At 38.4% G+C, this 19,330-nt stretch carries 17 protein-coding genes (1 of these 17 cut by a window edge); 6 read left to right on the plus strand and 11 right to left on the minus strand.

All coding sequences use genetic code 11. The features are described 5' to 3' along the window. Positions 1-2 precede the first annotated feature (2 nt). The 4 genes from A5N88_RS14155 to A5N88_RS14170 form a co-directional block, all read right to left on the minus strand. Positions 3-959, minus strand: coding sequence for an AAA family ATPase (locus tag A5N88_RS14155; protein WP_066267205.1), 957 nt, complete (start codon positions 957-959; stop codon positions 3-5). A gap of 233 nt (positions 960-1,192) precedes the next feature. Next, the gene (nadE, locus tag A5N88_RS14160) at positions 1,193-2,020 is read right to left on the minus strand and encodes an NAD(+) synthase (RefSeq protein WP_066267207.1); all 828 of its coding nucleotides are present in this window, start codon (positions 2,018-2,020) and stop codon (positions 1,193-1,195) included. A 75-nt stretch (positions 2,021-2,095) separates the two neighbouring features. After that, positions 2,096-3,565, minus strand: coding sequence for a nicotinate phosphoribosyltransferase (locus A5N88_RS14165; RefSeq protein ID WP_066267209.1), 1,470 nt, complete (start codon positions 3,563-3,565; stop codon positions 2,096-2,098). 25 nt (positions 3,566-3,590) lie between these two features. Next, positions 3,591-4,139, minus strand: a complete 549-nt coding sequence (locus tag A5N88_RS14170) for a cysteine hydrolase family protein (RefSeq protein ID WP_066267211.1) — start codon at positions 4,137-4,139, stop codon at positions 3,591-3,593. A gap of 609 nt (positions 4,140-4,748) precedes the next feature. Here A5N88_RS14170 and A5N88_RS14175 point away from each other — a divergent pair. Further along, the gene (locus A5N88_RS14175) at positions 4,749-5,516 is read left to right on the plus strand and encodes a C39 family peptidase (RefSeq protein WP_066270553.1); all 768 of its coding nucleotides are present in this window, start codon (positions 4,749-4,751) and stop codon (positions 5,514-5,516) included. Positions 5,517-5,596: 80 nt separating this feature from the next. Here the strand turns inward: A5N88_RS14175 and A5N88_RS14180 are convergent, their stop codons facing one another. Further along, positions 5,597-6,373, minus strand: a complete 777-nt coding sequence (locus A5N88_RS14180; protein WP_066267214.1) for an alpha/beta fold hydrolase — start codon at positions 6,371-6,373, stop codon at positions 5,597-5,599. A 583-nt stretch (positions 6,374-6,956) separates the two neighbouring features. Here A5N88_RS14180 and A5N88_RS14185 point away from each other — a divergent pair. Together A5N88_RS14185 and A5N88_RS14190 are read left to right on the plus strand one after the other, a co-directional pair. Then, complete coding sequence (locus A5N88_RS14185) at positions 6,957-7,655, plus strand: alpha/beta hydrolase (RefSeq protein WP_066267216.1); 699 nt, start codon at positions 6,957-6,959, stop codon at positions 7,653-7,655. 1,290 nt (positions 7,656-8,945) lie between these two features. Continuing rightward, positions 8,946-9,995 (plus strand): O-antigen ligase family protein, encoded by a 1,050-nt coding sequence (locus A5N88_RS14190; RefSeq protein WP_198160281.1) that lies wholly within the window; start codon positions 8,946-8,948, stop codon positions 9,993-9,995. Between the two features lie 334 nt (positions 9,996-10,329). Here the strand turns inward: A5N88_RS14190 and groL are convergent, their stop codons facing one another. Together groL and groES are read right to left on the minus strand one after the other, a co-directional pair. Further along, positions 10,330-11,964, minus strand: coding sequence for a chaperonin GroEL (gene groL / locus A5N88_RS14195; protein WP_066267221.1), 1,635 nt, complete (start codon positions 11,962-11,964; stop codon positions 10,330-10,332). A gap of 58 nt (positions 11,965-12,022) precedes the next feature. Further along, entirely contained in the window at positions 12,023-12,307 is a 285-nt protein-coding gene (gene groES / locus A5N88_RS14200; protein ID WP_066267223.1) for a co-chaperone GroES, read from the minus strand. Positions 12,308-12,828: 521 nt separating this feature from the next. On the opposite strand from groES, the gene A5N88_RS14205 reads away from it, so the two are divergent. After that, positions 12,829-13,560: a CPBP family intramembrane glutamic endopeptidase gene (locus A5N88_RS14205; RefSeq protein WP_066267226.1), complete on the plus strand. Its 732-nt coding sequence runs from the start codon at positions 12,829-12,831 to the stop codon at positions 13,558-13,560. Continuing rightward, complete coding sequence (locus A5N88_RS14210; protein WP_066267228.1) at positions 13,557-13,748, plus strand: YdiK family protein; 192 nt, start codon at positions 13,557-13,559, stop codon at positions 13,746-13,748. The genes A5N88_RS14205 and A5N88_RS14210 overlap by 4 nt, the downstream gene beginning before the upstream one ends. Positions 13,749-13,908: 160 nt before the next feature. Here A5N88_RS14210 and tatC read toward each other — a convergent pair whose 3' ends face one another. The 3 genes from tatC to moaC all read right to left on the minus strand — a co-directional run bounded on the left by tatC (position 13,909) and on the right by moaC (position 16,115). Then, the gene (tatC, locus tag A5N88_RS14215; RefSeq protein WP_066267229.1) at positions 13,909-14,664 is read right to left on the minus strand and encodes a twin-arginine translocase subunit TatC; all 756 of its coding nucleotides are present in this window, start codon (positions 14,662-14,664) and stop codon (positions 13,909-13,911) included. Between the two features lie 259 nt (positions 14,665-14,923). Then, entirely contained in the window at positions 14,924-15,586 is a 663-nt protein-coding gene (locus A5N88_RS14220) for a redox-sensing transcriptional repressor Rex (RefSeq protein WP_066267231.1), read from the minus strand. A gap of 40 nt (positions 15,587-15,626) precedes the next feature. Then, positions 15,627-16,115, minus strand: coding sequence for a cyclic pyranopterin monophosphate synthase MoaC (gene moaC, locus A5N88_RS14225; RefSeq protein ID WP_066267233.1), 489 nt, complete (start codon positions 16,113-16,115; stop codon positions 15,627-15,629). Between the two features lie 152 nt (positions 16,116-16,267). On the opposite strand from moaC, the gene A5N88_RS14230 reads away from it, so the two are divergent. Then, complete coding sequence (locus A5N88_RS14230) at positions 16,268-18,193, plus strand: ABC-F family ATP-binding cassette domain-containing protein (RefSeq protein WP_066267235.1); 1,926 nt, start codon at positions 16,268-16,270, stop codon at positions 18,191-18,193. Positions 18,194-18,839: 646 nt separating this feature from the next. Here the strand turns inward: A5N88_RS14230 and tsaD are convergent. Then, positions 18,840-19,330, minus strand: partial view of a tRNA (adenosine(37)-N6)-threonylcarbamoyltransferase complex transferase subunit TsaD gene (gene tsaD / locus A5N88_RS14235; protein WP_066270554.1) — the final stretch only. It continues 529 nt past the right edge of the window; only the last 491 of its 1,020 coding nucleotides appear in the window; the start codon falls outside the window, past its right edge; the stop codon is at positions 18,840-18,842.

Below are 19,330 nucleotides of genomic sequence, written 5' to 3' on the forward strand. Positions count from 1 at the left end.
TTTTACCTCACTGCCTTTTGGACAGGTACACGAGTACTGGTAAGAATGCTATCAACAATTTCCTCAGGCGTTTGGCCGCTGTATTTGACTTCAGATTTTAAAATGATGCGATGAGCAAATACATAGGATGCAAGATATTGAACATCATCTGGAATGACAAAATCTCTGTTTTTCAAAAGGGCATAGGCCTGTGATGCCTTCATTAATGCGATGGAGGCACGGGGACTTACACCAAGATAAACATTCGGATGGATTCGGGTGCGGGTTGAAAGGTCTACAATATACTGTTTAATGGTGTGATCTACATATACTTCGCGAACCTGCTTCTGCAGTTCTCTAAGCTCTTCCAGGGTAATAACAGACTGAAGGCTTTCTATAGGAGGATTCTTTTCTGCCCTGCTTAAAATTTCTATTTCATCAAGAGAATTAGGATAGCCCATTTTCAGTTTGATCAGGAAGCGATCCAGCTGGGCCTCTGGCAATGGATAGGTGCCTTCATAATCGATTGGATTTTGCGTAGCCATTACAAAAAATGGCTTGTCCATCTTTCGGGTATTTCCGTCCACTGTTACACTACTTTCTTCCATCCCTTCAAGCAAAGCAGACTGCGTTTTAGGAGAGGTGCGATTAATCTCATCTGCCAAAATAATATTTCCCATAATGGGACCCGGCCTGAATTGAAATTCCAAATCTTTCGGGTTATAAATCGAGACTCCGATTACATCAGAGGGCAAAAGATCCGGTGTGAACTGTATACGCTTAAAGACAGCACTTACTGATTTTGAAAGAGCGCGGACCATCATCGTTTTTCCAACACCGGGCACATCTTCCAGCAGCACATGTCCATCTGCTAATAAAGCTACTAGACTTAACTCAGCTATATGGGTCTTCCCTATCATCACTTTTTCAATATTGTTAATAATTTGCTCCAGCTTTGGGTGCAGTACTTCTTTTCCCATTATCCGCGTTTCCCCCTCAGGCTTAAAATGTTAGATAATTCCCACTACTTTTATATTATTTACCATACTATAAAAATTGGAAAAGAAAAAGGAGGAACTTTAATAGGTGTAATTTTAAAAGAGTGCAGCGGACAGCGATTTTCATCAAGGCTGTTTTCTCATAGATTGTTGCTTTACGCAAAACCTTGATCAAAAAAAGACTGCGCCAAAATGGCAGCAGTCTCTATCAACTATTATTTCCAAAAATCATCAAATATTGTGATTGGAAGATGGCGTTTATGCTGAGATTTCAAATAGAATGATTCGATTTTCTTAGCAGCTTCCTCTGGAATTTCTTTGCCTTCAAGATAGTCATCTATGTTATCGTAGGTTACACCCAGTGCTGCTTCGTCCGGAATTTGCGGACGCTCATCCTCAAGATCAGCAGTCGGTTTTTTTGTGTATAAGTGTTCTGGGCAGCCAAGTTCCTTAAGAAGCTGTTTTCCTTGGCGTTTGTTTAGACGGAAGATAGGCGTTAAATCTGCACCGCCGTCTCCAAATTTTGTATAAAATCCTGTCACCGCTTCAGCAGAATGGTCGGTTCCAAGAACAACACAGTTTTCCATCGCGGCAATGCTGTATTGGGCTTTCATCCGTTCTCTTGCTTTTTCGTTTCCCTTCGCAAAATCGGACAGGACAATACCCGCTTCTTTCAATGCTGCCTCACTTGCATCAACAGCCCCTTTAATATTAACAGTTAAGGCTTTATCCGCCTGCATAAATGCTATGGCATCATTAACATCATCCATATCTTTTTGGACGCCGTACGGAAGACGGACCGCTATGAATGTATAGTCCTTATTTCCCGTCTCCTCCCTAAGTTCATTAATAGCTGTTTGAGCCAGCTTCCCTGTTAGCGTAGAGTCCTGCCCTCCGGATATGCCAAGGACAAATCCTTTAAAGAATGGATATTTTTTTAGGTAGGCCTTTAAGAAGTCAACGCTTTTGCGAATTTCTTCTTTGGGATCAATTTTAGGCTTTACCATCATCTCTTCAACGATTTGTTTTTGTAATTTGTCCAATATTATGACCTCCTAGAATTACACTTCATAATAAACTATTCTTTTCACTACCTCGTCTCAAGCAGATCCATAAATTTACTTATCCTTAAGGTGAGCTACCTTCTCCCGAACCTGTTCAATATTTTTCATTTTATTATCCCAGCACTTTTGGCTGAGATCGACAGGATATTCCTCAGGATTTAATGAGCGCTTATATTCTTCCCACAGTGTCCCAAGGGCTTCCTCTGCATACTGTTTAATTTCATTCAGCTCAGGAAGTGTATATACATATTTCCCCTCTACAAAAATGTCATGATGGAGATTCTTGGCCTCAAAATTTGTAACATACTTACTAATGAAGGTATGGACAGGATGAAACATCTTTAATTTGTCCTCGCTTTCTGGATTCTCTCCTTTAAGCGTTATATAATCCCCTTCAGATTTTCCTGTGCTCTTGTTCATAATTCTGTATACCTTTTTTAATCCCGGTGTTGACACTTTTTCAGCATTGCTGGAAATCTTAATGGTATCCTGCATTGTGCCGTTTTCATCCTCGATCGAAACCATTTTATAAACGGCTCCTAATGCCGGCTGATCATAAGAAGTAATCAGCTTGGTACCAATCCCCCAGGTATCAATTTTCGCACCCTGTGATTTCAAGTGGAGAATGGTATATTCGTCCAAGTCACTTGATGCTACTATTTTTGCTCTTTCAAAACCGGCTGCATCCAGCATCTTTCTCGCTTCCTTTGATAAAAAGGACATATCTCCGCTGTCCAGTCGTATACCAACAAAATTAATTTTATCCCCCAGCTCCTTCGCCACTTTTATAGCAGAAGGAACGCCTGAACGGAGGGTGTCATATGTATCCACAAGGAAAACACAGTCTTTGTGGCTTTCTGCATATTTATGAAAAGCAGTATAATCATCCCGATATGCCTGTATCATAGCATGGGCATGGGTTCCGGAAACCGGAATGCCGAACCTTTTTCCTGCTCTTACATTACTGGTTGCATCAAAGCCGCCAATAAAGGCTGCTCTCGTTCCCCAAATCGCTGCATCGAGCTCGTGTGCTCTCCGGGAACCAAATTCCATTACGACATCATTGCCCACAACATGCTTTATTCGTGCAGCCTTTGTGGCTATCAGTGTTTGGTAATTCACAATATTGAGAAGGGCTGTTTCTACAAGCTGTGCCTGCGCTAAAGGAGCCTCTACTTGTACCAGCGGCTCATTACCGAATACAATTTCCCCTTCTGCCATCGAACGGACAGTTCCAGTAAATTTCAACCCACTCAGGTATTGCAAAAATTCTGGATCATACTGCAGCTCATCGCGGAGATATTCAATATCCGTTTCCGAAAACCGAAACTCCTGTAAATATTCAATGATATGCTCAAGCCCTGCAAACACTGCAAAACCATTATCAAATGGCATCTTTCGGAAAAACACCTCAAATACTGCTTTGCGTTCGTGAATTCCATCATCCCAATAAGTTTTCGCCATATTAATTTGATATAAATCTGTATGCAGAGCTAAACTATCATCCTGGTATTTTTTTACCATCTCATTCCACTCCTATGCTTTCTTCCTAGAGAACCTGCGCCCCAAGACTATTTTGAAAATGACCTAATGCAAAATCATGGCCAGTATCATTAAAGCTGGCAACTGCCTTTTTATGAATGACTAGCTTGAAGCCTTTGTTATAAGCATCAACAGCTGTATGAAGAACGCATATATCCGTGCATACTCCACAAAGATGCAGCTCTTCTATTCCCCTTTCCCGCAGCCTGATTTCCAAATCAGTTCCGGCAAAGGCACTGTATCGGGTTTTATCCATATAGTGCACATTTTTGTCATTTTTATGTTGCTCATATAAGGACTGCAGAGATCCAAACAAAGCTCTTCCGGGCGTCCCCTTTATATTGTGCGGCGGGAATAACGTTGATTCCGGATGGAACATATCTCCCTCCTCATGGCAGTCAATTGCAAAAACCACATAATCCGAAGTATCGAGAAATTCCTTTGTCAGCTTCACAAGCTCATCCTCAATCTGCTGGCCCTGCCTGCCGCATGTCAAATGTCCATCATCCGCTACAAAATCGTATGTATAATCAATATTGATAAGTGCCTTCTTCATTCAATCACATCCTGCACATAAAAATTATACGAAGTACCACCATTTTACACCAAACCGGAGGAATAATAAAAAATTAGCGGTGTGTTTTTTGCTAAGTCTGTATTCGCATATTCCTAATTTGTCCATTTTCGCAGTATCATTACTGCTGGTGCTTTACTTTCTAATTTAGAGGTGATAAATCCCCGGAAGCGGGAGAGTGAGTGCTTCAAAAAGGATTGAAGAGGATGTCATACATTGCAGCCGCATAAATGTTTACCAAACAGTTCCAATATTGTCTAATGACCATTTTGTATTAGAGTCATTCGTCTTTTTAAAACCAATAAGGCTGCACCGAATCCCTTTTTGTTGTTATATATCCTATTTACTCAGACACATTCCGTAAAAGCACGTTTTTGGTAATGGCTATTTTCGCATAGATGGTTGCTTTTTGTACAATGAATAAATCCGTATTTTGTCCGTCTCCGTGGCGTCTTTAATACAGAACCTGTTGTTTTAATCATTTTTTAGTCAAATAGAAACAAAATTTACGAAAAGCACTTTGGTAATAAATCATGATCGTATATGGAATATTATCATATGTGCTTAACTACATAAAGGAAGGTGAAGGATATCAAAAAAACTTTAGCAATAGGTATACTCATGTTCATTCTGGCAGGCTGCTCGGCAAAACAAATTCCTTCTGAAAATCAAGGTGCGAGCGGTGCCCGTGAACAAACTGAGACAACCAAATCTGAAGAAAAACCTCTTAATACTTTGCAGCTTTCAGAACCATCACCCCCAAAAAAGGTAATCTTGGACGTCCCGCTAATTTCGCAAAATCCGGAGTTGAAATATGGCTGTGAAGTAACGAGCTTAGCGATGGTTTTACAGTATGCCGGTATTAAAGTAAGTAAAACAGAACTGGCTAGCAAAATAAAAAAAGACAATGATCCTCTGGTGGTCGGAAAAAGTGGGGACATAAAACATTGGGGAAATCCTAAAGATGGGTTTGTAGGAGATATGACAGGCAAAAAAAAGGGCTATGCTGTATACGTACAACCGCTACAGGAGTTGATGGAACACTATCTTCCAGGCCGCACAGTAAACTTAACCGGAAAACCTTTCGATGATGTACTGTCCCAAATAAAAAAAGGAAAGCCCGTGGTAGTGTGGACAACTGGAGATTACAAAGCTCCAAATAGAGTGGAATCTTGGCAACATGGAGATGAACAAATTAAAGCGACTTTGGATTTGCATGCCGTTGTACTGGTAGGATTTGAACCTCAATTCATTTATCTCAATGATCCTTTAGCGGTAAAAAAGGATAATAAGGTAAACAGGCAAACTTTTATACAGTCATGGAATGCGCTAGGGAAGCAGGCTTTATCTTACCGCTAACGAAGTAATAAAAGATAGATTGAAACCTCCAGTAAATGGAGGTTTCAATCTATCTTTTACCTTTTTAAACTTAAACTTACTTAACATTCCTTATGGGTATTGATGAATTGCTTCATTAGATGATTTAATTCAGAGGCAGCTTTTGTTGGCAGCTGATGTTTGACTTGCTGGATCCATTTCAATTCATTCCGAGGTAGTTTTTCATGCAGCAATTTAGCATAACGATAAAAACCTTTGTCTTTTTGCCCATATATTAATAAGACAGGATTTTTTATATTTTCTAACTGATTCGTACAATTATAAGACAAGCTGCTCTTATAATACTCTTCAATATTTTGACTGCTTCCTTTATTCTCCTCTTTTAACATTCTCCAAAAGGATGATTTGGTATTCGTATTCGTCCAGGATGTGGATAGAGCTAATGCAGGGAGAGCTTTCAATTTGGCTAGTGTAATGGCAATCATAATTCTATTTTTTAAAAACCAATCGCTCACCTCAGACATACCGCTGATCACAATCCCACCCAAAGCCCTCTCTGGATAGGACAGTAAAAAATCAAGTCCGATGGTTCCTCCTGTAGAATATCCACAAATAAAAGCTTTTTTTATGTTTAAATGGTCTAATAATTGCTTCATATCGTCGGCAATTAGAGAATACGTTAAAGGCTGTTCAGAGCATGAACTTCTACCATGGCCTCGAATATCAAAGGCAACCACCTGATAAACCTTTGATAAGTCTTTTATTTGGTAATCAAAATTGAGATGAGTAAGTACCGGGGGATGGATAAAGAGGATGGGGATCCCTTGTCCTTGTACTGTAAAATAAAGTTTGCAGCCGTTTACCATGATGAAGGGCATATTCGGTCACCTCGCTAAAAAAGAGTTTCAAAAAATGGTATTAATAAGAATAATAGGATCAGCCTCGATCTAACATAAAACCTTTTTTTGTTTCTTCTAGTGTTACATATCTAAATATTTCCTTTAACAAGAATGAACAGTTAGTACATGTATAAATTCTTCTAAAAAAGCTTTTATATCATTCCCAAAATTTTTGTTTATATACGGAAGAGTTATAAACTTGTCAGCAATATAGAGGAAAATCCGATCAATATGTATGTTACAACCAATCCACCGGCAGACTAGAATAGTCAGGTTTTTTGGATTGCAACTAACTCAACAACTTGAGTGCCAACATAAATGTATCTGTGTTGTTAGGTAAGATAGCTTAAATGATCAGCTTGATTATCACGGCTCTTTTCGTAAACATTGATTAAAACAATAGGTTCAGTAAACGTACTTTTGAATTGCTTACGAAAAGATGCCACGAATAAGGACAAAATACGGATTTATCCATTATACGAAAAGCAGCAAATTTATGCGAAAACAGCCAATATCATTTAACAAATTAGTCATTCAAGTAAACGGCAGAGGAGACTTTTTCGTGAATCAAGAAGTATGTATCATTATTCATGGATTCTCAGGAAACCCATGGGAGATAAAGCCATTAGCAAACGCTTTAGAACAAATGGGCTACCAAGTAATTACCCCATTGTTACCAGGACACAGTATGAACAAAGAAAAGATGTCGAAAGTCACTGCTTTAGAATGGATACAAATGATTGAAATTGTGGTCAAAAAAGCAATGGCAGAAAATAAGAAGATTCATTTGATGGGGTTTTCTATGGGGGCCATGATTGCTTCTATTATTGCAAACCGGCAACAAGTATCCACCCTGGTATTGCTTTCGCCGGCGGTATACATACTTACTCCAAAATTATTAAAGCTGAAGGCAGAGAGATTTTTTCAACAAAACAGAAAGACATTTTCGTTGTCTGAACAGTCGCCTCTCAATAATCAATCCTTCATTCGTTCTACTCCTATCTACAATGTTTTCCAATTCAACAAAATCGTTCGTCAAGCAAAAAGGATATTTCATCATATTTCCATTCCGATTTGTATCATTCATGGTGAAAAGGATGAAACTGTCGATCCCAGAAGTTCTGAATTGATTTATTCTGTTGCGTCATCAACGGAAAAAGAGATACATTATCTTCCTCTTTCAAAGCACCACATTTGCCAGGATTGTGAAGTTCAAACAGTCATTCAAACGGTCATTGGTTTTTTAAACAAATATCATTAAATTGAACAAAATAGGATCGGATGTGATTAACTGGTTTCCTATTATAAAACGTGAATTTACAACTAAAAATGCAAAGTAAATGTATATTGATTCTCACCGTATTTGCGGTGCTTTTTGTTTTTGAAAATAGCTGTGTTAAATTTCAATGTTGATAGCTGCTCGTTTTTTAGCTCATTCGTGTGAAACAGCCCTTTCACACGAATGAGCTAAAAAATAAAATAGCCTAGTCCCCTTTGAATTAAGCTATTCCCTGTATTAAATTTATTCCTAAATTTGATTATTTGGGTTACTATAAATTAAATTATTACATATGGAATAAAAATAAAAGTTTGTTCGTGAAACTTCAAGTTTTCTTGCATTGAATTAATTCTCATTTTGACAGCCTTCGATAGAAACCATTCAAAAGCTTGCAAAATTACTCATTTTTTCAGACTATAGCACTATATCTTTTTTGAAAAAATTTTTGTGAAAAAAAGGCTCGAAAATTAGCGATTTTACCTTACAGTTCCATGACGAACATCAACGATTTATATAAAATCATCCCTATTCAAGGGGCTTTTCAGATAACATTCTATATTGAAAAACGGCAGAAATGATCGAAGGAAAGTATTTGGTAATCTCTTGTATTTGTATAATTTTAAGTAAAAGTTAATTTTTTCTGTTAAACTAATAGATGTGTGGTTACTGCAAGATGCTCAAATTTCACAACCCTCAATGGTTGACACCCCATTTAGGGTTTTTCATGTTCTTTATCATTTACTTTACGTCAAAAAGTTGGCAAAATGAAATGATGGCTTTGTTGAAAAAAAAGAAGGAATACATTCAATGAATTCAAAAAATAAAATGAGGTTCTTGTTAGCAAGAGGGTTACTGCAAGGAAGCAAACGGGTATAAACGAAAGAGACAAAATGGATGTTTTATGAATACCATTCCTATTCTTTTTAATCTGTTTTTAATCATTCTTATCTAAATCTAATTTTTTTAAGATACGATTTTATCACAGTAAAACAAAGGAGTTAGAACAATGAGCATTATAATATCAATCAAAACTATAACGCGATTTAGTATAGGGTTATCTAAATGAAATATATTATACATTTTTTCAAAAGAGAATTGCTGCTAAGCAGTTTGGTTCTGTGCTTTATATTACCTCCTGTAGGGCTTTTCCTATTATTTATGATAGGGATCAAATCTTTTTATAAAAATTCCAGGGAAAAGACGTACAAGCTTTTTACTATTGATTTTTTCTTTTTTCTTTGTATGTTTATTGCTTCTATCGGTGCTTCGATTGTGCTGAAGAATATATCATATATACTCGTAAGTATCATGATTATCGGATATTGGGGCCTCTATGTAAAAACTCTTTCAAAAGAATCTAAGGTTTCTTTCAAACAATATCGCTGGCTAATCATCTTTGGCGGGCTGTACAGCTGTTTTATTGGATGGGCTACAAAATGGATACATTTTTCTAATTTTGCAGGGATGCTGACTGGTACTGTTTTATTTGGTGATACAGCTACACAAGACAATACACGACTTACCGGTTGTTTTTATAATCCGAATTTCAATATGTATCTGCTGTTACTTTCTTTAGCTTTTTTACTTGCGGAAACGTTGATTGCTATACGAAAAAAACAATCATTATCGATTATTTGGCATCTTCCCATTTTATTTATTCTTTCTTTCGGGATTTTCGATACAGGATCACGTTCCGGATTTGCAGTCATGTGCCTTCTATATATGCTCTTTTTAATAAGGCTGAATAAAACTGCTTTTATGATGATTGCGATTGTATCACTGCTCCAATTTAAGCGGCTGTTTAACTTGATGCCGAGAAGTGCATTAGTGGATCACTCAATGAATAACAGAAAACAAATATGGGAATTCAGCTTTAAATTATGGAAGCTTCACCCGGTTTTCGGAACGACTCCACTGGGATTCCAGCAAGAATTTACGAAGCTATTGCAGCTTACGTATAAAAAGATTCCGCACTCACTCTCAGATATTCCGCATTCGCACGATATGTATTTGGGGGCTATAACGGAATATGGAATTGTAGGCGGTGTACCATTTTTCCTTCTTTTAATCGTAAACTTTTACAAATACCTATTATTATTTATCCGTAAAATAAAACCATTAGATGAGTATTTTATGTTTGCATTACCGGTATGTATTTTAACTGGCATTTTTGATGAACCTTTATTTTCTCCTCAAATTGCTCTAATATCGATTTTCCTGTTTTCATTCTGGAGAAGTTATACCGATAAAAAATCAATTATACGATTTAAGATACAGAATCAATTGAATGGTTCTGGTAAATATTTGAAGAAAGCCATTTGAAGGTTTTTGTCAACTAAATAGAGAACCTAAAGAACATCCAGCGTTCCCATATTCTCCGGGGAGCACTGGATGTTCTTTTTTATTATACGGAAGCCGCCTGATAGCACGAATAAGACCGTGGATTTTTCATATGGTTTTTAAAGCTTCTTATGTTGATAACTGCTCGTTTTCCATCTCATTTTACAGTAAAGAACAACAGCGTCCTTTAACGAAGCTCTAATATACATTCTTCTTTTATCATCAAAAAAGAGGCCTATCATTCATAAAAATGATAGGCCTCTACGAACATACCTGCTTTTATTTTCACCTAAAACCTGTAGGCCTCAGGGAAGAATTACATCATTCCACCCATGCCGCCCATTCCGCCCATGCCGCTCATATCAGGCATGCCGCCGTTTTCTTCAGGTTTGTCAGCTACAACTGCTTCAGTTGTTAATAGCATCGCTGCTACTGAGGCTGCATTTTGAAGTGCAGAACGAGAAACCTTAGTAGGATCCACGATACCAGCTTCGATCATGTTTACCCACTCGCCGTTAGCTGCATTGAAACCAACGCCTGCTTCTTCTTTCTTAAGACGATCTACGATAACAGATCCTTCAAGACCAGCGTTGTGTGCAATTTGGCGCACAGGCTCTTCTAATGAACGAAGTACGATGTTAATACCAGTTTGCACATCGCCCTCTGCAGCAATGGAAGCAACTTTGTTATAAACGTTAACAAAAGCAGTTCCTCCGCCGGAAACGATACCTTCTTCAACAGCTGCACGTGTTGAGTTTAAAGCATCTTCAATGCGAAGCTTGCGCTCTTTTAATTCTGTTTCAGTTGCAGCACCTACTTTTATCACTGCAACGCCGCCTGCAAGCTTAGCAAGACGCTCTTGTAATTTTTCACGGTCAAATTCAGAAGTAGTTTCTTCTAATTGAACACGGATTTGGTTTACGCGGGCTGAAATGTTTGCAGAATCTCCAGCACCTTCAACAATCGTTGTGTTTTCTTTCGTAACAACTACTTTAGCTGCACGGCCTAAAGAATCGATTGTAGCGGATTTAAGATCAAGTCCTAATTCTTCAGTAATTACTTCACCGCCAGTTAGAACAGCGATGTCTTCAAGCATAGCTTTACGGCGGTCACCGAATCCAGGAGCTTTAACTGCTACAGCATTGAATGTTCCGCGAAGCTTGTTCACAACTAGAGTTGCAAGTGCTTCACCTTCAACATCTTCTGCAATCAAAAGCAATGGCTTGCCTTGTTGAACGACTTGCTCAAGTACAGGCAGGATTTCTTGAATGCTTGAGATCTTTTTGTCTGTAATTAAGATATAAGGGTTATCAAGAACCGCTTCCATCTTATCAGAATCTGTCACCATGTATGGAGAAGCATAGCCGCGGTCAAATTGCATACCTTCTACTACATCAAGTTCTGTAGAGAAGCCTTTTGATTCTTCAATTGTAATAACGCCGTCGTTGCCAACACGTTCCATCGCTTCTGCAATCAGTTGGCCAACTTCTTCATCAGCAGCTGAGATTGCAGCAACCTGTGCAATTGATTCTTTGTTTTCGATTGGCTTAGAGATTGCTTTAAGCTCTTCAACAGCAGTTGTTACAGCTTTTTCAATCCCTTTACGGATGCCGACAGGGTTTGCGCCAGCTGTTACGTTTTTCAAGCCTTCACGAATCATTGCTTGGGCAAGAACAGTTGCAGTTGTTGTTCCGTCACCGGCAACATCATTTGTTTTGCTTGCTACTTCAGATACTAATTTAGCACCCATGTTTTCAAATGCATCTTCTAATTCGATTTCTTTAGCAATCGTTACACCATCATTTGTGATAAGCGGAGAACCGAATTTTTTCTCAAGAACGACGTTACGTCCTTTAGGTCCTAATGTTACTTTTACTGCATCTGCCAATTTATCTACACCGCGAAGCATCGCACGACGAGCTTCTTCGCTGAATTTAATTTCTTTTGCCATTTTAACTTTACCTCCTCGTAATTCTAATGATTTAGTTATGCTTTATAAACAAACCAGATTAGCCTAGTACAGCTAAAATGTCACTTTCACGAAGGATTAAGTATTCTGTGCCTTGGTATTTCACTTCTGTACCAGCATATTTAGAGAAGATGATTCGATCGCCTTCAGATACCTCCAGCGCAACACGCTCACCGCTATCTAAAACACGTCCAGTACCTACAGCCACTACTTTGCCTTCTTGTGGTTTTTCTTTTGCAGAGTCAGGCAGAACAATACCGCTAGCAGTTTTTTCTTCTGATTCTACTAATTCAATTACGACGCGATCACCTAGTGGTTTTAACAAGTGAAACAACCTCCTCAAAAATAGTATGTAAATTTTCTTTATTAGCACTCGACATCTCTGAGTGCTAACACAATTATTATAATAATTAATTCACTCACATTTTGCAAGTCTGTAAACCTAAATTTTTTAATAATTTTACAAAAGACTGTTTTCGCATAGATTGGTGCTTTATGTACAAAGAAACTTTCCGTATGCGGACTATCTTCGCGGCATCTTTTCGAAGGTTATTCAAAAGCATTAATACTGAATTTGGATTTTCAATCATTTTTGTGTCAAATAGTAACATAGTTTACGAAAAGAACCTTACGAAAACACAGGCACCATCAAAGTTTATGTATCCTTTTTATCCTTATACATATCAGCAATACATTTCTCATAAAATATAACGGAGTTTTGCGCCAGCCTTCTCATTTGAATAGATTGCTGTACAATAGTAGAATGGACAGTGTTCTGGTTTTTACATGAGATCCGAATGAACTCTTTTCCATATACATTACAAGCTACAGGAAAGGATACATGACGTGAAAAAAGAGTACATTTATATTTTAATCACATATATTGTTATGCAGCTTTCAGGCATTATCGGAATACCGGTTGTTGCCGCTTTAGGAATCTATGTTTTTCATGAATCAAAAGCACAAATGGCACATATCGCCCTTCCCAGCTGGATTGTCATTAGTTTTATTGCCGCATTGATTATTATTCTTCCTCTTTACAAAAAGTCGATACGCAATCAGGAGGAGAGAATCAGCCCTATGCCCATTGGCCAGTCATTATTATGGGCGGTTGGCGGGATATTCATGGCATTTGCCGCCCAATATGCAGGAGCCATTATTGAGCATTTAATTGGTGTAAATGCAGCTTCTGAAAATACAGATAGGATCCTGGCATTAATTGAAAGCCTGCCATTAGTCGTTATTGTCAGTTCCATTGTTGGTCCTATATTAGAGGAAATTGTGTTTAGGAAAATCATTTTTGGATCCCTTTATAAGAAATTCTCTTTTAATATATCCGCTACGATCAGTTCATTGCTTTTTGCATTGGCTCACCAGGACATTACCCATCTGATTGTTTATACATTAATGGGCTTTACCTTTGCCTACCTATATAGAAAGACAGGACGAATTATTGTATCCACCATAGCCCATGTAGTGATGAATACAGTTGTTGTCCTGATTCAGTTGTCTCTAACAGGGCAGATGCATGACCAAATTAAAAGTGTTCAAGGTATTATTGGAGGATTTTTCTCATGAGGCCTTTATTCTCAGGTGTTTTTTATTGCCTGCTTGGCATACTGTTTACCTATTTTGCCACCCAGCAGGTTCAGTCAAGCGGCTGGGGTCTATTTCCCTTTTTAATTATTTTTCTTGCCACTCTGGATTTGGGTGCCGGTATTAAAATCATTGCTTATTATATTTTAATAAGAAATCAACGAAAATAACGACCTGATGCTGAAAAAGAAAATGTTTCAGTACTTTTATATTTTCATCCTATTTAAACAACGAAAACTGCCAGAACACCAAGCTATCAATAAGATATGTGTTCTGGCAGTTTCTTTAGCTGGAAGCACAGGCAGGAGCTTCTTCTGCAGGCCTGATCATTTATATTTCAGTTTGCTCCAAAGTGTACCTTGCTTCTGCTGCCATCGCCTTTTTATAGCCAATTCTAGAAATAAATAAGCTCAGTTCATACAGGAGGAGCAATGGTACAGATACCATCATGTGTGACAATAGATCAGGCGGCGTAATGAAAGCTGCAATGACAATCAATGCAAAATAAGCATACTTCCTAATCTTTGATAGCAGCATTGGTGTAACAATTCCCAATCTTGTCAAAAACAGCATAACCACAGGCATTTGAAATAAAAAGCCGAAGGGCAGTGTAATATGGAATAGGAATTGGAAATATTCATTGATTCCAATGACAGCATGAATGCCCATTTGGCGGGACAGCTTCAACATAAATCGCAAAACAAGTGGAAACAGCACAAAATAGGAAAAAGCCAGTCCCGCTAAAAATAAAAAGATAGCAGCTGGAATATAGGCGAGCGTTGCTTTTCGTTCTTTTTCCAAGAGGCCAGGGCTGACAAACGCCCATAACTGATAGAGAATAATGGGAATAATGATAATCAATGCGACTAGAAAAGCCATTTCCATATATATCATAAATGGATCGGTCAGCCGAAAGGCATTCAGGGTAAGCGATCTTGCATCCTGGGTATGCTGCAGGATTCTTATAAGAGGCTGTGCGATAAACAAGCTTCCTACTAAAGCAATCAAGAAAAAAATAACAATAACGAAAAGCCTTTTACGAAACTCTTCCATATGTTCAATGAATGTCATGTTTTTCTGGTTCATAACTGATTCACCCTATCGTTTCTTGACATTGCCTTGAATGAAATGATCTTTTTGATATGCCTTTAAAGATTCCATTAGCTCACTTTTGAATACGCTTAAATCTTTTTCAAAAGCTCTCCCTTTCTTAAATAGCCTTCCTGCACCATAAATAAAAACAGGCATTATCACAATGAATACAATGCTACCATATTTGCTGGTCTCATTGCCCCACCCCCCATCTCCATAATATCGAATTATGAGAATTTTGGCTATTTTATCTTCAACTTTCCTGTGTTACTTCAAAATCATTAGGATAATGCTTTAAGAAGTAGACAAACGATTGCAGTTCCACTGAAAGGTCAATATGATGGACCCTTATCTTCCCCGGTACATTCAGTCTTGCAGGAGTAAAATTTAATATACCTCTGATGTCTGTTTCAGTTAACTGATCCGTTACCTTTTGGGCAGAGTCTGCTGGTACCGTCATAATAACAATCGAAATTTTTTCTTTCTTTAAACGTTCCTGAAGCTCACTCATATGGAAAATAGGAACTTCACAAATATTGGTGCCGATTTTATCAGGATCCACATCGAAGGCCAATTCTATTTTCGTATTGTTGTTTTTAGAAAAATTATAGTTCAGAAATGCTGTTCCTAAGTTTCCCACACCAATGAGTGCCACTTTTGTCGTTTCATCCTGATCAAGCGTTTTTCGGAAAAACGATAGTAAATAATTCACATTATATCCGTATCCTTTTTTTCCTAAAGCACCAAAATAGGAAAAATCTCTCCGTATGGTTGCAGAATCCACTTTTACCGCTTCGCTTAATTCAGCTGACGATACCCTCTGCTTTCCTGAAACTGAAAGATTCTTAAGGAAACGATAATATAGAGGCAATCTTTTGGCTGTTGCTTGAGGTATTTTCATCGTCTCTTCATTCATTTGTTTTCCTCCCAGTTGGGTCTCTTTTACTAATCCTTTTCTATGCTTTCTTATAATCAGGACTAGAGACACCGCCTGTTTTTTCAACTAAAAAGGTTGGTCCAATAACCATCCCCTTATCCACAGCTTTACACATATCATATACCGTTAGAGCTGTTGTGGAAGCCGCTGTTAATGCCTCCATTTCAACACCAGTAGCCCCTTTTGTTTTCACCTTGGTAATGATCTTTAAAACAAAGCGATTATCTTCAAGTGATTTCCAGGTGAACTCTATATCTATGCCATTTAAAGGGATAGGATGACACATCGGGATGATCTCCCATGTTTTTTTTGCTGCCATTATACCTGCTACCTGGGCAACAGCCAGCACATCTCCCTTTTTTATTTTATTTTCAATGATATGCTCATAAATCTCTTGATTCACTTCAATACTCGACTCTGCCATTGCCGTGCGCACTGTGTCAGGCTTTCGGCTTACATCGACCATTTTAGCTCTTCCCTGCTCATTAAAGTGAGTTAAATTCGTCATTACCAACCACCTCTTTCGTTCAATCATACACTTTTTTATTTTGCCTGTCACCGCTCTAAAGAAGGATCAAACCTATTTCCTGCCTGATGCGCCCTTATTGCCGATAGGCCTTTAAATAAGGTAAACTAGCAGTAATGACAGAGGTGAAAATTATGATACTATTGCAGGTTCAACAGCTCTCTAAATATTTTGGAGCTGAACTTATTTTATCGAATATAAAACTTGAAGTTCAACATAGAGACAGAATTGCGCTTGTAGGTCGAAATGGTGCAGGAAAATCAACACTTCTTAAAATGATCTCTGGACAGATGTCCTATGACAGCGGCGATATAATGAAGCCGAAAGAAGTAACAATGGGCTACCTGGCGCAAAACACTGGATTGGAATCCAGTTTATCTATATGGGAAGAAATGCTTACTGTTTTTGAAGATCTCCGAAAAATGGAGGCAGAGCTGCGCCTTCTTGAACAGCAAATGGCTGATCCCAATATATATGAAAATAATGAGCGTTATGAAAGGCTTTTAAAAGAATATGACCATTTGCAGGTTACGTTCAAGGATCTTGGTGGTTATCAGTATGAAGCAGATATCCGTTCGGTCCTACATGGGCTCCGCTTTCACCAATATGATTACAGCACATTCATTTCCACCCTAAGCGGTGGCCAGAAAACAAGGCTTGCACTTGCCAAACTGCTTTTAACGAAGCCAGATATATTAATCCTGGATGAGCCTACCAACCATTTGGATATTGATACGTTATCATGGCTTGAACAATATTTGCAAGGATATCAAGGCGCCATCTTAATCGTTTCACATGACCGCTACTTTTTGGACAAGGTTGTCAATCAAGTTTATGAGCTTTCCAGGCATTCCATTCAAAAATTCAAGGGAAATTACAGCCAATACCTGGATCAAAAAGCGGAACAATATGAACGGGATTTTAAGCTTTATGAAAAGCAGCAGGAGGAAGTCGCAAAGCTGCAGGATTTCATCCAAAAGAATCTTGCTAGAGCTTCCACTACCAAAAGAGCTCAAAGCCGGAGAAAGCAGCTGGAGCGTATGCAGTTGATGGATCGCCCTCTTGGTGATGAGAAGTCCGCGAATTTTATGTTTAGTATTGAAAAACAAAGCGGGAATGATGTTCTTAGTATAGTCGATGGGGCAGTTGGCTACGATCATAACCCTGTCTCAACACAAATCGATATCTCCGTTAAAAAAGGGGACAGTATTGCACTTGTAGGTCCAAATGGAATTGGGAAATCCACTTTGTTAAAAACGATTATTAAATCACTGCCACTTCTTCACGGATCCATCCAGTATGGTTCAAATGTATCTATAGGGTATTACGACCAGGAACAGGCCAAGCTTTCCTCCAATAAAACAGTACTTCAGGAATTATGGGATGACTATCCTTTAAAGGATGAAAAAGAAGTCAGGACAGTACTTGGCAATTTTCTTTTTTCCGGGGATGATGTTTTGAAGATTGTTTCCTCCTTGAGCGGTGGAGAAAAGGCACGCCTTGCCCTATCAAAATTAATGATGCAAAAGGCAAATTTTCTTATTTTGGATGAACCGACTAACCACTTAGATTTAGACAGTAAAGAAGTGCTCGAGAATGCACTAATCGATTACCCTGGTACTATTTTGTTTGTTTCTCATGACCGGTATTTTATTAATAGACTTGCAACCAAGGTGATTGAACTTTCAGGAGATGGTACACAGGAGTTTCTGGGCGACTATGATTATTATGTGAATAAAAAGCTTGAAATGATTGAACTGGAGAAGCTTGAAAACAATACACAAGAACAAAAGCCTTCCCAGTCCCAGGCTAAGCAATCCTATCAGTTAGATAAAGAAGCAAAAAAACTGGAAAGACAGCGAAAGAGGCGCCTTGAGGAAATAGAAGCGGAAATTGAAAGGCTTGAAGAAATAAAAGCAGAAAACGAAGGTCTTCTATATGATTCAGAGGTTTACCAAAACCATGAAAAGGTCCTGGTTATCAATAATAATATTGAAGCCGCAAAAAAACAGATTGAGGATTTAATGGACGAGTGGTCAGCTTTGGAAGAAATAAATTAGGCTATTCACAAGGCTTTGTTAGAGGACCTTTTTTTTAGCCCATTCGTGTGAAACGGTTGTTTCACACGCCTTTCAGCACAGCTGAAAGGTTACAGGAAAGAAAGGAACAAGGTTTGCCAATATCCTAAGCAGACCTTGTTCTTTTTTTAATCGAAAAATTAATTTTCCACAATATTATCCACAATAGCAGCGTTATATCTTCGCTTTCTTTACAAGTTTTCCACAGTTCACACAGATATCAACAATCTTATACACATTATCCACAACTCTTTTTCAATGAATATGAGGCTTTTTACACAGTTTAAAACCACTTATTCACAACTTATGCACAGACTGTGCACAACAACAGGTGTTCGTTCAATGTTTTTTACTTAAACCTCTGAATATTTTAAAAAAATGTGGATAACCTTTTTTTATTTTTAGACCATGCCCATTTTGTCTGTTGATTACCGCGGCAGGCACTCGCTTTCTGCGGATGGCAGGGGAGCAACTGTGTCCACATGCTCCTGCGGGGTCTCTCCTAGACCTCTTTTCTAAGCAGGGGCCCTCAAGCCAGCTGCACCAATCAATAAATAACGGTTCTTATCTTTAACAGAGTCAAAAAAAAAGCCTTCTTCAAGAGCTTGGCTTTTTTCCCGTTTTCATATTAAAAATTTTCAATATCCAAACCCGGATAAGCATTTAAAGTTAACTCACTTCTCTTACCCATTTCATAAAGAATACTTCCCGCTGCCCCAATCATCGCTGCATTGTCGGTGCACAAATAAAGCGGTGGTATTACAAGTTCGATCTGTGGAATACCCTTGAATGCCTCCTCCAGTGCTGTGCGCAAGCCTTTGTTCGCAGCCACTCCTCCGGCCAGCAGCACCTGCTTAACTCCATAAGCCTTGGCAGCCTTAACGGTTTTGCCTACAAGAACTTCTATTACGCTTTCCTGGAAGCTCGCTGCAAGATCCTTGGGTTCAATAGTCAAACCCTTTTGAGAAGCATTGTGCAGCGTATTTATAACTGCTGATTTCAACCCGCTGAAACTGAAGTCATATGAATCTTCTTCTAGCCATGCACGCGGCAAATCAATTACAGGCTTACCTTCTTGTGCCAAACGGTCAATATGTGGACCTCCCGGGTAAGGAAGAT

The sequence above is a fragment of the Heyndrickxia acidicola genome (assembly GCF_001636425.1).
Lineage (GTDB): Bacteria > Bacillota > Bacilli > Bacillales > Bacillaceae_C > Bacillus_AE > Bacillus_AE acidicola.

Coding starts and splice junctions, on each gene's coding strand:
- A5N88_RS14155 (WP_066267205.1), bottom strand. CDS start 959: ATGGGAAAAGAAGTACTGCACCCAAAGCTGGAGCAAATTATTAACAAT.
- A5N88_RS14165 (WP_066267209.1), bottom strand. CDS start 3,565: ATGGTAAAAAAATACCAGGATGATAGTTTAGCTCTGCATACAGATTTA.
- A5N88_RS14170 (WP_066267211.1), bottom strand. CDS start 4,139: ATGAAGAAGGCACTTATCAATATTGATTATACATACGATTTTGTAGCG.
- A5N88_RS14180 (WP_066267214.1), bottom strand. CDS start 6,373: ATGCCCTTCATCATGGTAAACGGCTGCAAACTTTATTTTACAGTACAA.
- groL (WP_066267221.1), bottom strand. CDS start 11,964: ATGGCAAAAGAAATTAAATTCAGCGAAGAAGCTCGTCGTGCGATGCTT.
- A5N88_RS14210 (WP_066267228.1), top strand. CDS start 13,557: ATGAGGCCTTTATTCTCAGGTGTTTTTTATTGCCTGCTTGGCATACTG.
- tatC (WP_066267229.1), bottom strand. CDS start 14,664: ATGAACCAGAAAAACATGACATTCATTGAACATATGGAAGAGTTTCGT.
- A5N88_RS14220 (WP_066267231.1), bottom strand. CDS start 15,586: ATGAATGAAGAGACGATGAAAATACCTCAAGCAACAGCCAAAAGATTG.
- moaC (WP_066267233.1), bottom strand. CDS start 16,115: ATGACGAATTTAACTCACTTTAATGAGCAGGGAAGAGCTAAAATGGTC.
- A5N88_RS14230 (WP_066267235.1), top strand. CDS start 16,268: ATGATACTATTGCAGGTTCAACAGCTCTCTAAATATTTTGGAGCTGAA.